The 12,574-nt window shown below is 59.1% G+C and carries 12 protein-coding genes; 3 read left to right on the top strand and 9 right to left on the bottom strand.

The window, feature by feature from the left end:
- Positions 1–3 precede the first annotated feature (3 nt).
- Entirely contained in the window at positions 4–1,356 is a 1,353-nt protein-coding gene (mgtE, locus tag ACW8F6_RS11880; protein ID WP_491576088.1) for a magnesium transporter, read from the bottom strand.
- Between the two features lie 72 nt (positions 1,357–1,428).
- Between mgtE and ACW8F6_RS11875 the strand changes: the two genes are divergently transcribed.
- Complete coding sequence (locus tag ACW8F6_RS11875) at positions 1,429–5,790, top strand: PAS domain S-box protein (protein ID WP_491576087.1); 4,362 nt, start codon at positions 1,429–1,431, stop codon at positions 5,788–5,790.
- A gap of 122 nt (positions 5,791–5,912) precedes the next feature.
- On the opposite strand, the gene ACW8F6_RS11870 is transcribed toward ACW8F6_RS11875, so the two are convergent.
- Positions 5,913–6,836 carry a LysR family transcriptional regulator gene (locus tag ACW8F6_RS11870; protein ID WP_491576086.1) on the bottom strand — a complete coding sequence of 308 codons (924 nt, stop codon included), beginning with the start codon at positions 6,834–6,836 and terminating at the stop codon, positions 5,913–5,915.
- Positions 6,837–6,955: 119 nt separating this feature from the next.
- On the opposite strand from ACW8F6_RS11870, the gene ACW8F6_RS11865 reads away from it, so the two are divergent.
- Both ACW8F6_RS11865 and ACW8F6_RS11860 read left to right on the top strand, forming a co-directional pair.
- The gene (locus tag ACW8F6_RS11865; RefSeq protein ID WP_491576085.1) at positions 6,956–7,345 is read left to right on the top strand and encodes a DoxX family protein; all 390 of its coding nucleotides are present in this window, start codon (positions 6,956–6,958) and stop codon (positions 7,343–7,345) included.
- Between the two features lie 63 nt (positions 7,346–7,408).
- Entirely contained in the window at positions 7,409–8,212 is an 804-nt protein-coding gene (locus ACW8F6_RS11860; RefSeq protein WP_491576084.1) for a DODA-type extradiol aromatic ring-opening family dioxygenase, read from the top strand.
- On the opposite strand, the gene ACW8F6_RS11855 is transcribed toward ACW8F6_RS11860, so the two are convergent.
- From ACW8F6_RS11855 to ACW8F6_RS11825, 7 genes are all read right to left on the bottom strand, one after another.
- Entirely contained in the window at positions 8,209–8,430 is a 222-nt protein-coding gene (locus ACW8F6_RS11855; protein WP_491576083.1) for a GDCCVxC domain-containing (seleno)protein, read from the bottom strand. The genes ACW8F6_RS11860 and ACW8F6_RS11855 overlap by 4 nt on opposite strands.
- Complete coding sequence (gene merP / locus ACW8F6_RS11850; RefSeq protein ID WP_491576082.1) at positions 8,423–8,707, bottom strand: mercury resistance system periplasmic binding protein MerP; 285 nt, start codon at positions 8,705–8,707, stop codon at positions 8,423–8,425. The genes ACW8F6_RS11855 and merP overlap by 8 nt, the downstream gene beginning before the upstream one ends.
- A gap of 14 nt (positions 8,708–8,721) precedes the next feature.
- Entirely contained in the window at positions 8,722–9,078 is a 357-nt protein-coding gene (locus tag ACW8F6_RS11845; protein WP_491576081.1) for a mercuric transporter MerT family protein, read from the bottom strand.
- A 75-nt stretch (positions 9,079–9,153) separates the two neighbouring features.
- The gene (gene arsJ, locus ACW8F6_RS11840) at positions 9,154–10,350 is read right to left on the bottom strand and encodes an organoarsenical effux MFS transporter ArsJ (RefSeq protein ID WP_491576080.1); all 1,197 of its coding nucleotides are present in this window, start codon (positions 10,348–10,350) and stop codon (positions 9,154–9,156) included.
- Between the two features lie 14 nt (positions 10,351–10,364).
- Positions 10,365–11,363, bottom strand: a complete 999-nt coding sequence (locus ACW8F6_RS11835) for an ArsJ-associated glyceraldehyde-3-phosphate dehydrogenase (RefSeq protein WP_491576079.1) — start codon at positions 11,361–11,363, stop codon at positions 10,365–10,367.
- Between the two features lie 16 nt (positions 11,364–11,379).
- Positions 11,380–11,724, bottom strand: a complete 345-nt coding sequence (locus tag ACW8F6_RS11830) for a metalloregulator ArsR/SmtB family transcription factor (protein WP_491576078.1) — start codon at positions 11,722–11,724, stop codon at positions 11,380–11,382.
- A 91-nt stretch (positions 11,725–11,815) separates the two neighbouring features.
- On the bottom strand, positions 11,816–12,550 hold the full coding sequence (locus ACW8F6_RS11825; protein ID WP_491576077.1) for a substrate-binding periplasmic protein: 735 nt from the start codon (positions 12,548–12,550) through the stop codon (positions 11,816–11,818).
- Positions 12,551–12,574 lie beyond the last annotated feature (24 nt).

The raw sequence follows: 12,574 nt of genomic DNA, 5'->3' as shown, positions 1-12,574 counted from the left end.
CCCTTACAGCCAGTGGCCGGCCAGTATCAGTTGGGCAAATCCCAGGTAAATAACCACACCCGTCGCATCCACAATGGTGGTAACCAAAGGACCAGAAGCCGTGGCGGGGTCGAGCTTAATTTTTGACAGCACAAACGGCAGGCACAGACCGATCAGGGAGCCGGTGAGCACCACGCAAACCATGGCGGCGGCCACCACCAGCGCTACCTCTGGCCCGCCGCGCAACCAGCCCAGCGCCGAAACCGCCAGGGCTAGCGTTAACCCCAAGGCGCCGGCCACCAGAATTTCGCGGCCCAATAGGCCCAGCCAGTCGCGCATCTGCACTTCGCCGGTGGCCAGGGCGCGAATCATCAGGGCGGCGGCCTGCGAGCCCGCATTGCCGCCGCTGCCCACCAGTAAGGGCAAAAAGAACACCAGTGCCACCTGCTGAGCAATGATGTCTTCAAAGAAGGCGATGCCGGCACCGGAGAAAAGTGCACCAAATACCAGCAGCAATAGCCAACCTATGCGCTTTAGGTAGAGCTGGCCCAGACCGATGTCTTTGAAGGAGGAGCCGAGCGTGGCCACCGAGGCGCTCTTCTGGGCATCTTCAGTGGCTTCCTCGACGGCGGCATCCATGGCGTCGTCGTAGGTGATGATACCCACCAGTTTGTCGTCGGCATCCAGTACGGGCACGGCCAGCAAATCGTAGTGGCGAATTACCTCGGCCACTTTTTCCTGGTCTTCGTCCACGGCCACGCTGACCACATCGGTGAGCATCAGACTCTCGATGGTGGCCTCGGGGCGCGCCAGGATCAGCTGCTTGAGCGACAAGGTGCCGCGCAAGGTGCGGTCTTTGTCGACCACATACACCTGGTAGATGGTCTCTTTATCGGGCGCTTCCAGGCGAATGCGCAGCAGTGCTTTCTTAACCGTCCAGTGGGCTCGCAGGGTGGCGTAGTCCGACGTCATTAACGCGCCGGCGGTTTTTTCGGGGTAGCTTGCCAGCCGGCGTACGTCTTCGCGCTCGGCTTGTGCCAGGCCCGGCAATACCGCGTGGCGCTGCTCTTCGCTCAGGCGGTTGTACAGGTCGGCGCGCTCATCGGACTCCATTTGCGAAAACAGCGCCGCCAGATCGTTGCGCGGCATCACTGCGGCAATGGCCGCTTGGCGCTCTTCGGGCATGTAGGAAAAGGCTTCGGCGTGATCGTGCAGTGTGAGCAGGTCCAGCAGGATGGCCGCGTCTGCCGGCGTAAACTCCTCCAGCGCGTCGGCCAGGTCGGCTATATGGCGGTGTGCCATCAGTTCCCGCAACAGGTGTTTATCGGGCACGGTTACCAGGGGTTTGAGCTGTGCGAGAAGTTGGGCCTGATCCATGGAGTGTCCTACTGGGCGAGAAGGCGAATTGTAGGAAGTGTGGCAGTCAGTTACAACGACGAACACAGGTAAGTGACTATACTGAGCGGTGAGTTGGAGGCACCTGCCCGCGCACAAGCGCCAGAGCGGGCGCGATATTGGAGAAGTCTATTGCCCTTAAGTCGGCATCAAAACTACGCCCTGCCACTGATGTGGCTGTTACTGCTGGCGTTAAGTGTGGCGCTGGCGGCTGGCGCCACTTATGTGGACAGGCTAAATGCGGAGCGCTTCCAAGAGGAGCAGCGCGCCGCTGTATTGCATAGAGCAGCGGTATTGCGCGCGCGGCTCGAAGGCAATATTAATAGTAATATCCAATCGGTATTGGGGTTGGTCTCGGTGCTGTCGGCAGACCCAGACATTGACCAGACCCGCTTCGCGCGCTACGCCGGCTATATCTTCCAGGGCCAACATCAGCTGCGCAATTTGGGCGCAGCCCCAGACATGGTGATTCGCCTTATGTACCCCCTGGCCGGCAACGAAGCTGCCGTGGGGTTAAATTTGGCCAATAATCCCGCTCAGCGAGCGGCGGCTGATAGGGCGAGGGCGACGGGCGATATCGTTGTGGCCGGCCCGGTTGATCTGGTACAGGGCGGGCAGGGATTTATCGGGCGCTTTCCTGTTTTTAGTGGCCCAGAGCGGCGCTTTTGGGGCTTGGTGTCTGCGGTGATCGACATTGAGCAGCTCTACCGGGAGAGCGGGTTAACCGGGATTGATCTGAACGTCAGCCTGCGCGGGAAAGACGGCACCGGAGCCCTGGGCGACGTGTTTTACGGCGACGCTGCGCTATTTGAAAACTCGCCCGTCACCTTTGATATCCAATTGCCCACCGGCAGCTGGCAGTTGGCCGCCGCTCCACGGGCAGGCTGGCAAACAGGGGCACCCAATCGGAATTGGCTCAGGGGCGTGCTGCTGTTGGTCAGCGTTTTGATCTTGGCGCCCTTGTATTTCATTATTGCCCTACAGCGCAACCGGCTGGCCGAGCAGGCGCGCCTGCAGGGATTGGTGGCGCACACTCCCATCGGGCTGGCACTGTGCGAAGCGCATACGGCCACCGTGCTAGAACATAACCCGGCCCTGCAAACCCTGGCGGGTGGTGGTCTATTGGGGCGCGATATTCGCGAGCTATTTCACGCAAATTCCGATAGCGAACAGCTGTGGACGCAGTTTCTGGAGGGCCAGCACCGGGTACTTAAAATTGCGGGTGAGCTGCCGAGTGAGTCCGGCGAGTTGCAGCAGGTGGTAGTGCACGCGGTGCGGGTTAATTTGGTGTTTGGGCGGGCCTATTTTTGGGTGATGGTCGAAAACGTTAGCGAACGCGAGCGCGCGGCGTTAGCGCTGAAAGATGCACACCGGCAGTTGCAATTGGTGGTCGATAGCACCGGCGTTGGGTTTTGGGATTTACATTTGTCCACCGGTGAAGTCCAGGTGAATGACCGCTGGCTGCAACTGCTGGGTATGTCGCCCGATCAGAATAAAATCTTGGCGCTGGCCGACTGGCAATCGCGCATTCATCCCCAAGACGGCGATCGGCTGCCGCTGCTAGGCGAGCGCGGCAAGCTCAGCCGGGATACGAGCTTTTCAAGTGAGCTGCGCGTTAAACATACCGAGGGACACTGGATCTGGCTGCATGTGAGCGGACGGGTGGTAAGTTGGCTGCAGGGGCAGCCTGAACGCATAGTGGGAACGGCCCTGGATATCACCGACAGCAAACGTGCCGCCTTTAAATTAATGGAGTCGCAGGCCCAGGTTCAAAACTTTTTCTCTATGTCGCCAGTCTTTATGGGGGTTTCAAATTTTCAAGGATATTTTGAACTGGTCAATGCGCATTTTGTGCGCAAGCTGGGTTATAGCCAGCAAGAAATGAAGCGCATTCGCGTACTAGATTTGGTTCACCCGGAGGACCGAGAAATTACCAAAGCGCAAATGCGAAAACTGCGCAACGATATTGAGTCGGTGGAATTTACCAGCCGGCTGCGCACGGCCAATGGTCAGTATCTGGCGCTCATCTGGAGCACCCGCGCCGACCCCATTCACCAAAAATTTTATTCCACCGCCATCGATATGACAGAGACCTTGGGCATTCAGCGCGAACTGGCCCGGCAGCAGGAGATGTTGGAGGCGATGAGCGAGCAGGGCAATATTGGCGCCTGGGAATACGATGTGGCCACCGATACCTCGCGCTGGACTAACATGGCCAAAAAAATTCACGGTGTGGGTCCAGACTATGAACCAATACACGAAAATAACTTGTCGTTTTATCGAGCCGCTGGCAGTGACAAAGTTATTCTGAAATGCCTGACGGCGGGCTTAAAAAAAGGCACCGCCTGGCGTATCGAAGTGCCTATTGTGGCGGGCGATGGCAGCCATAAGTGGGTGGCCAGTACAGGAAATTCCATAATGGAAGGGGGGCGCTGTGTTCGCATGCACGGCTCCTTCCAGGACATCACGCAGCGCAAACTGGTGGAGCAGCAGCTGCGGGCGGCCAAGGAGTCTGCCGAGCAGGCGGTAAAAGTCAAAGGCGAATTTTTGGCCATGATGAGCCATGAAATACGCACCCCATTAAACGGTGTGATGGGTATGCTGAATCTGTTAAAGCGCACGCCGTTGAATAACAGCCAGCAGCACCAGTTAAACGTTGCACACCGCAGCGCTGTCACCTTGTTGAGTACCATTAACGATATTCTGGATTTTTCCAAAGTAGATGCGGGCAAGCTGGAATTAGCACCCAGATCCTTTGATGTGTGTGAGCTCTTCGAGGATATTGCGCAGGTGATGTCGCTGGCCGCTCACGAGAAAAATATCTATTTGGTATTGGAGCAGCGCGATCTACCGCCCGCTAAGGTGACCGCCGACCCGGACCGATTACGTCAAATTTTAATTAACCTCATTGGCAATGCCACTAAATTTACCGAACAGGGCGAAGTGCACATTCATGCACAACTCAATGTCGATGCAAAGCAGCTGCGCGTTGCTGTGCGCGATACGGGCATTGGCATGGACGAACACCGGCTGAAGGAATTATTTCTACCTTTTACGCAGCTCGACAGCTCCAGCACTCGGCGCTTCGAAGGCACGGGGCTGGGCCTGGTGATAACGCGCAAACTTTGTGAATTGATGGGCGGCTCGATCAGTGTGGATTCCACCTTGGGGCAGGGCTCAACGTTCCGCTTTCACGTTGCGTTAGATGCCATAGAGCGCTTGCCAGCGGTCTCGCAGCCCACAATGGCTGGGCAGACGGCGTTGGTGGCCATCGGCAATGAGAGTGCAGCCAGTGCCGTAGCCAGTTTGATCCGCGAGTATCAGTCGGACGTGATTGTGACCTCACAGGGTGCCGAGGTGCAGGCACTGCTGCAAGCGCACAGCCCTGCGCTGGTTTTTGTGGATTGGGCCCTGGCGCTCGCCACTCCCCAGTGGCCGAATCTCGACACGCTGGCGCCACAGGCGCGCAAGGTGCTGATTTATGGCCAGCACCTGAATCCCGATGCTGATCAGCTAACCAGGTGTGGTTTTACAGAAAAGGTCGCCGCGCCCGTGACGCGTTCGCGCTTGCGCGCGCTCCTAGTGGGCGACCAACCGCAATTGACGGCGCCCTCCGCTCACCTGCGTTTTAACGCGCGCGTGCTACTGGTGGAAGACAATCCGGTTAATCGCGAGGTGGCCTCCATGATGTTGTCGGATCTAGGCTGCGATGTTATCACCGCAGTCAATGGCGCCGATGGCGTCGCCAAACTGGGAGAACATGAGGATGTCGCGCTGGTGCTAATGGATTGTCTGATGCCAGAGATGGATGGCTTTGAAGCGACCCGCCATATTCGCGACGGCGACAGTGGCGCTGCGAAATCCGATATCACCATTGTGGCCTTAACGGCCAACGCCATGCGCGGGGATCGCGAGCGCTGTATGGCGGCTGGCATGAATGATTTTTTAAGTAAACCCATAGAGCCGCAAGCGCTGGCCGAGGTGATGGCCCGCTGGCTGAGTCCGGTTGCCTCACCCCCGCCGGAGGCAACAATACCAACGCCACTCGCCGCCGAGCCCATGGCCATCGTCGATGATGTCTGGGACAAAGCCTTTGCGCTGCAGTCGGTGCGCAATCGCCCCGACCGTTTACATTGGCTGGTGGAGCGATTTATAGAGACCTATCAAGACTTGCCCGAGCGCTCGGCCAACCTCTTGGCGGCGGACGATCAGGCATTGCGGCTCTTGGCGCACACATTGAAAGGCGCGGCCGGCCAGCTTGGCGGCCGGCGTTTGTCAAACGCCGCAGATGCCCTGGAGCGAGCGGCGGTGACTCAAGATGTGAGTGCGCTCGGGACGGCTATGGCCGAGGTTCTGCAAGAGCTGCACCTGCTGTTGTCAGCCATGGCGCGCGACCAGCAAAGTGTGAAGTTGTAGCGTTTTATTGGCACGCGCGACTCGTACATACACCTGTTGGTCATCGCGCCACGGGGTTTACCCGGTGTCTTTCAGTTTGCCGCCGCTGCGCCCCGGCCGATCGCGACGACTGCGCGGCGAACTTACGCCACCTCTGCGCAACCGGTCGATTCCCAATGGCCCCGCTCGCCAAAGTATTCCACCAGAAAGTCGATAAAGACCCGAACCCGCTGCGGCACAAAGCGGCTGGCTGGGTAAACGGCGTAGAGCGCGCGTTCTGTGAGCTGGTAGTCGGTGAGCAGCGGCTGCAGCCGGCCAGCGGCCAGATCCTGCCAGCAAATGAAGCGCGGCGAGCAGGCAACTCCGTAACCCTGCACGGCCATGGCATTGAGAAAATCGCCGTTGTTGGCCTTTACGGGTGACGTCCACTCCACCTGGTGTTGACTGCCGTCGGGGCCGGTCAAGGTCAGCAGACTATTGTTGCTGTTGCCGTAGAGCAGGAGTCGGTGTCGACGTAAATCGTCGGGCGTTTGGGGCCTGCCTGCTGTGGCCAAGTAGCTGGGCGCGGCCACCAAGCACAGGCTGATGGGGGTGATTTTGCGCGCGCGCAGATTACTGTTGCCCAGATCGCCAATACGCAGTGCGAGGTCCACACCGGTTTCCACCAGATTGACAAAGGCGTCCGACAAATCCAGATCCACCGATAGTCCCGGGTAGCGCTCGCTGAAGGCCGCAATCACCGGGGGTAAATGGACTACGCCAAAGGACAGGGGTGCAGCAATGCGCAGGCGCCCGGACAGGGCGTGATTCTCTGGGTTCACCTGGGCGGCCAGCTCGGCACTGGCGTCGAGCAGGCGCAAGGCCTGTTCGTAGCAGCGCTGACCGGCCTCGGTCAGGTGCCAGCGGCGGGTGGTGCGCGCCAGCAAGCGCGCCCCCAGGCGCGACTCCAGTTCCGCTAAACGGCGGCTCACCGCCGATTTAGCCACCCCCAATTGATCGGCTGCCTTGCCAATACCGCCGGCTTCGGCAATGCGCACAAAGTTTTCAAGTTCTTCAAGCTGCCCCATGATTATTCATAATTTCGCAAAAATTAATTCCAATTTATACGGTTTATCATGATTCATGCAACAACTAGGATGGCATCACTGGCTAAGGCCATTCACTCACACAGATAGAGGCATGGATTATGAACACATTTGCACAGCTAGCTTCACCCTTGGGCCGCACACTGTTGGCGCTCATTTTTATCGTTTCCGGTGTTGGTAAAGTCGGTGCTTACGCCGCCACCCAAGGCTATATGGAGGCCTTTGGCATTCCCGGCATGCTGCTGCCGCTGGTCATTGTGGTAGAGATAGCCGGTGGCCTGGCGCTGGCGGTGGGCTGGCAAACCCGTTGGGCAGCGCTGGCTTTAGCGGGCTTCTCCCTGGTGTCTGGTCTGGTGTTTCACAGCAATTTTGGCGATCAGATGCAAATGATCTTATTTATGAAAAACCTAAGCATGGCCGGCGCGCTGCTGTTTATTGTCGCTAATGGCCCAGGTCGAACGGCGCTGGATAACCGCCAAGCTACGGCTTGAATTGCCTAAGTACCGCGTGACAGGCGTCGTATATCGGCGCCCGTTGCCGTCTGGAGTTTCTTCATGGATATTGCATTTGTTTCCCACGGCGGCGGGCCGCTGCCCTTAATGGACGACCCCAATCATGCACAGCTGGTGAGCGCCTTTGCCGACCTGCGGCATCAACTGCCGGCCACCCCCAGTGTGATAGTCGTGATTAGCGCGCACTGGGAGGCGCGCGGCTTTCAGGTCAACGCCGCGCCCCACCCGTCGCTGCTGTTTGATTATCAAGGTTTTGCACCGGCCAGTTACCAGCTGACCTACCCGGCACCAGGCCAGCCGGCACTGGCTGCCGCACTGGTGGCGGCACTAACACGTCAAGGATTGCAGGCGCAGGCGGTGGCGCGCAATTGGGATCACGGTGTGTTCGTGCCCCTGCTATTGCTCTACCCAGAGGCACAAGTGCCGGTGCTGCAAGTGTCCTTGGATGCGCGCCTGGACTCGGTGCTGCATGCTCGACTCGGCCAAGTGTTAAGCCAATGCCTGCCCAGCGATGCATTGCTGTTGGGCTCGGGGTTTAGCTTTCACAATCTGCCGGCTTTTTTCGGCGCGCGCACGCCGGCGGCAGTGGACGCCAGCGAGGTCTTTGCGCACTGGCTGGATGAGGTGCTGGCCACCCACTGGCAGGCGGAGCACTCACCGGCGCGCCTAGCCAATTGGCAAGAGGCACCTTGCGCCCGCTTCAATCACCCCCGCGAAGAGCACCTGGTGCCGCTACTGGTGTGCGCTGCCGCGGCCCAAGGGCCCGCGTCGGTGCAAAGCTTTGAGGTAACGGGCTTAAGCGCGCGCAACTACCTTTGGTTGAAACGTGGGCCTAGACAGGGCTAAGTGTGACGTGAGCAGCAACCTGTTTCGGCCTGCACAGGCGGGCAGGCAACGCTGCCGTAGGAGCAAAACACACAACAATCCCCCGGTTTTGGGCTGAGCAGTTGCCGACATTTCGTGCATTCGTAAAACCACTGGCAGGCGTTGGTGGGCATCACCTCGGTTTGGCTGTGTGCGCACTGGGGACAGGTGAGCGTTGAGCGGAGCACCCAGTCAGTCATGTTGTGGCTCCTCGGCTATTGACGCGGGATAGCCGGCCTGTCGGGTGGCCTGTAATAGGGTGTCCACCTGTGTTTGGCTGTCATCAAAGACAACCTGGGCACGCTGAGTGGCGGCATCAACGGTAACCGAGGCCACGCCGTCGACATTTTCCAGCGCTTTGCGAACAGTGATCGGACAGGTTATACAATTCATGCCCGAGACGGCCAGCGTCACATGCTGGTCGTCTGCTTGGCAGACGCCGCTCAGGAGCAGACAAAGGAAGAGGGTGTATTTCATGGTGTTCTCCAGCATTAAAGGTGTTGGTAAAGCCATGCCAGCCAATAGGGCGAGGCCACTAAGATCAGCGCCAGTGCCAATGCAACACTCCACAGCCATTGCCTGCGTCGCCGTACCCCGGCGTCGCTACAAGCGGTTTCGGGTGTGCACTGGGGTGGGGGGCCGAACAATTGCCACGCGGGCCAAGCAAAGCAGGCACCGGTGAGGGCTATCAAAAGGGGGCGATAGGCCTCCAGCGCCGTAAGATTGCCGATCCAGGCGCCGCTAATGCCCAGAGATACCAGCAGTAATGGCGCTGCACAGCAGAGGCTAGCGCCGACGGCGGCGGCCAATCCGCCAAGGGTTGGCCAATGGAAAGGGTGGTGTTTCATGCCGGTTTAACGCCCGTGGCCCGTGAGATTTTTAGGTTAAACCCTGTAGTTGGGTACGGAGTCAACCTTAGTGGATCATCTGGCTTGAACGACTCGAGGCAGCTTGAGCGATAACAGCGCCGCCAGCGCCACAAACCCGGCCGAGACCCACAGGCAGGCGCCGAGGCCGGCCCATTGAAACAACCAGCCCGATAGCAGGGTGCCGAGCAGGCGCCCGAGCGCATTGGCCATATAATAAAAGCCCACGTCCAGCGATACCCCGTCACTGCGGGCATAGTGCACAATTAGAAAGCTGTGCAGCGAGGAGTTAAGCGCGAAAACAATGCCAAATAAACCCAGGCCAAGGAGTAAAAACTGGGTGCCAAAACTTGCGTGGGTAAATGTCAGGGCGATAGCGGCCGGAATCGCCGCCAATACCAGTGCCCAGCCTGTCGCGCTGCGGCCGTCTGGCGCCTCGCCCGTGAAGCGCGGTGCCACACTCTGCACGGCGCCGTACCCAATCACCCACAGAGCCAGAAAGCCGCCCACGCGCCAATGATCCCAGCCGAGTGTGCTGGCCAAATAAACCGGCAAGGCAACCACAAACCACACGTCGCGGGCGCCAAATAAAAAGCAGCGCGCCGCCGACAGAGAGTTCACTGCTGGGCTGTTAGAAAATAGCTCGCGGAATTTGGGCTTGCGCGCGACCTTGCCCAGCGGCGCGCGCAGGGTCAATAAACTGAATGCGCCCACCAGCGTCAGCGCCGCTGCCATTAGCGCGACCGCGCCGGTAAATCCGGTGGCGGTCAACAGCGCGCCGCCCATAAAAAAACCGACGCCCTTTAGCGCGTTTTTGGAACCGGTCAGGCGCGCCACCCAGCGGTACAGTTGGCCCTGTGCGTCACCGGGCACCAGCAATTTAATGGCGCTTTTGGCGCTCATTTTATTGAGGTCTTTGGCTACGCCCGAGAGTGCCTGCGCGCCCATCACCCAGGGCACGGTGAGCCAATGGGCCGGCACTAGGAGCAAGCTCAGGGCAACAATTTGCAATAGCAGGCCCAGCTGCATGGTGTGATTTAACCCCATGCGTGCACCCAGCCAGCCGCCCAGAAGGTTGGTTACGACGCCAAACACCTCGTAAAACACAAACAGCAAGGCAATGGCCAGCGGGCTATAGCCCAGCCCGTGAAAGTACAGTACCACCAGCATGCGCAATGCGCCGTCGGTGAGCGTGAAGGCCCAGTAGTTGCCGGTAACAATGGCGTATTGGCGCAGGGGCGAGGTCACGTTCATGGGGATTGTCCGGTTCAGGCAGCCGCAAAGCAGGCCAGATCTACCACGCGGTTGGCGTAGCCCCACTCGTTGTCGTACCAGGCGTAAATTTTCACTTGGGTGCCGTTGATCACAAGCGTAGACAAGGCGTCGATGATGCTGGAACGCGGATCGGACTTGTAATCCACACTCACCAGCGGTCGGCTTTCATAGCCCAGAATCCCCGCCAGCTCGCCCTCTGCAGCTTTGGCCAAGAGTGCATTCACTTCATCCACTGTGGTCGCGCGGGCCACTTCAAACACACAGTCGGTGAGCGAGGCATTGGCCAGCGGCACACGCACGGCGTGACCATTTAACTTGCCCTTCAACTCGGGAAAAATGCGGGTGATGGCCGTGGCCGAGCCGGTGGTGGTGGGGATCAGGCTTTGACCGCAAGCGCGCGCGCGGCGCAGGTCTTTGTGGGGCGCATCCAATATGGTCTGGGTGTTGGTGAGATCGTGAATGGTGGTCATGCTGCCGTGCACGATGCCCAGATTTTCGTGAATAACTTTAACCACCGGGGCCAGGCAATTGGTGGTGCAACTGGCGGCCGTGACGATGGCGTGCTGCGCGGGATCGAATAGCTGATGGTTTACGCCCATGACCAGATTCAACACGCCGTCCTCTTTTACGGGCGCGGTTACCACCACCCGTTTAACGCCTTGATCCAGATAGGCCTGCAGGTCGGCTTTGCGGTTGAACTTGCCCGATGCCTCGATCACCAGATCGCAGTCCGACCAGTCGGTATCGGCGATGGCCCGGTTTTGGCTGCAGCGAATGGTCTGGGCGTCGATCAACAGCGTGTCGCCCCGGTGGCTTGCTGCCCGCTGCCAACGTCCGTGTACCGAGTCAAAATTGAGCAGGTGCGCCAGGGTTTCGGCAGCGCCGGCGGGCTCGTTGATCTGAACAAAATTCAGTGGCTCGCGCCCAAAACCTGCGCGCAGGCTGAGTCGGCCCATGCGGCCGAATCCGTTGATCCCTACCTTAATTGTCATGTGTGTACCTCGCGAATTAGCAGCAGGCTTGCGCTCGCGCGGGGCGGTCGCCCATGCGCGCCAGTTGCTGCAGGTGGCTGGATAAAAAGTCGGGATTGGCCGCCAGGGTGTCGGCCAGCAGTGTCTGGCACCAAGGCGCCAGATCGGGATTGATTCGGTAGTAAACCCACTGGCCCTGGCGCCGATCTAACAGAACCTCGGCCGTGCGCAATTGGGCCAGGTGGCGCGATATTTTGGGCTGGTTCTCGGCCAGTGCACAGGTCAGTTCGCACACACATAATTCGCCTTCGCGGCATATGAGCAGCAAGCTTTTCAGGCGTGTGTCATCGGCCAGTAATTTGAAAAATGCCGTGGGTGACATCGGCGCCTCCAGGGGTGGGACAAGTGAAGGCGGCAATATATATGAAATTTCATATATATGGAATATCGAATGTTAGCGTCCGAGCGCAGGGCTATTCCGAAAATCGGTGCAGAGGGTGCTCGGGATCACTGAGAATTTGATTGAGCACCGCAGCCAGGCGAGGCGCCAGTGCTTGGTGTTCGCGATTGAGGTAGGGGTAAGCGCCAAACTGCGCCAAGGTGCCCACCCGTTGGGGCGCAGGCGTGGAGACCTTGGCCAGTGTGGCGGCGATCAAAGCCTGTGGCGTGACGATCACATCCAACCGTTTTGCCGCCATCATGCGCAGGCCGTGGCCCAGCTCAATAAATTGGGTTTTATAGGCGCTCGGCAGCTCGGCTAGGAGTGAATCTTGGGCGGCAGACCCGCGCTGGTAGCCCACGCGCAGTTGCAGTTGAGTGATATTGGCGGCGGTCACTTCGGGCAGGTCTGTGCGATAGCTGTACACATTTAACTTAAAGTCCACGAGTTTCGCTTCAACCCGCACCAGTTCCGTGAAGCGGCTGTCGTCCTGCAGCAGACCAAAGCGCGCGCACTCACCGTCCACGTGGCCCTGGTTCACATCCGTCAGGCTACGGCGGCCGGGGCGATCCACCATAATAAAATCGTAACCCAACTGATCGAAGGCCTGTTGGTAGAGTTGGTCGAGCTGTTCAATGACCTCGGAGTCGGGCACGATGGCGCAGCTAAAGGTGATCACCGAGCGACGCTCTGCGGCATGGATGAGGCCGCTGACGCAGAGCGTCAGAATTGCTAGCCAGAAGGTGCGCCAGCGCGCTGTCTGTGACATATCCATTGCCGAGTTGGTGGGGGC

Source organism: Simiduia sp. (genome assembly GCF_058345725.1).
The sequence above is the reverse complement of the archived record's forward strand: the minus strand, read 5'-3'. Positions and strand labels throughout refer to the sequence as shown.

Excerpts from the sequence above, each read along its gene's own strand:
- ACW8F6_RS11860 (WP_491576084.1), top strand. The coding sequence starts at position 7,409 with ATGGATATTGCATTTGTTTCCCACGGCGGCGGGCCGCTGCCCTTAATG.
- ACW8F6_RS11845 (WP_491576081.1), bottom strand. The coding sequence starts at position 9,078 with ATGAAACACCACCCTTTCCATTGGCCAACCCTTGGCGGATTGGCCGCC.
- arsJ (WP_491576080.1), bottom strand. The coding sequence starts at position 10,350 with ATGAACGTGACCTCGCCCCTGCGCCAATACGCCATTGTTACCGGCAAC.
- merP (WP_491576082.1), bottom strand. The coding sequence starts at position 8,707 with ATGAAATACACCCTCTTCCTTTGTCTGCTCCTGAGCGGCGTCTGCCAA.
- ACW8F6_RS11870 (WP_491576086.1), bottom strand. The coding sequence starts at position 6,836 with ATGGGGCAGCTTGAAGAACTTGAAAACTTTGTGCGCATTGCCGAAGCC.
- ACW8F6_RS11825 (WP_491576077.1), bottom strand. The coding sequence starts at position 12,550 with ATGTCACAGACAGCGCGCTGGCGCACCTTCTGGCTAGCAATTCTGACG.
- mgtE (WP_491576088.1), bottom strand. The coding sequence starts at position 1,356 with ATGGATCAGGCCCAACTTCTCGCACAGCTCAAACCCCTGGTAACCGTG.
- ACW8F6_RS11830 (WP_491576078.1), bottom strand. The coding sequence starts at position 11,724 with ATGTCACCCACGGCATTTTTCAAATTACTGGCCGATGACACACGCCTG.
- ACW8F6_RS11865 (WP_491576085.1), top strand. The coding sequence starts at position 6,956 with ATGAACACATTTGCACAGCTAGCTTCACCCTTGGGCCGCACACTGTTG.
- ACW8F6_RS11835 (WP_491576079.1), bottom strand. The coding sequence starts at position 11,363 with ATGACAATTAAGGTAGGGATCAACGGATTCGGCCGCATGGGCCGACTC.
- ACW8F6_RS11855 (WP_491576083.1), bottom strand. The coding sequence starts at position 8,430 with ATGACTGACTGGGTGCTCCGCTCAACGCTCACCTGTCCCCAGTGCGCA.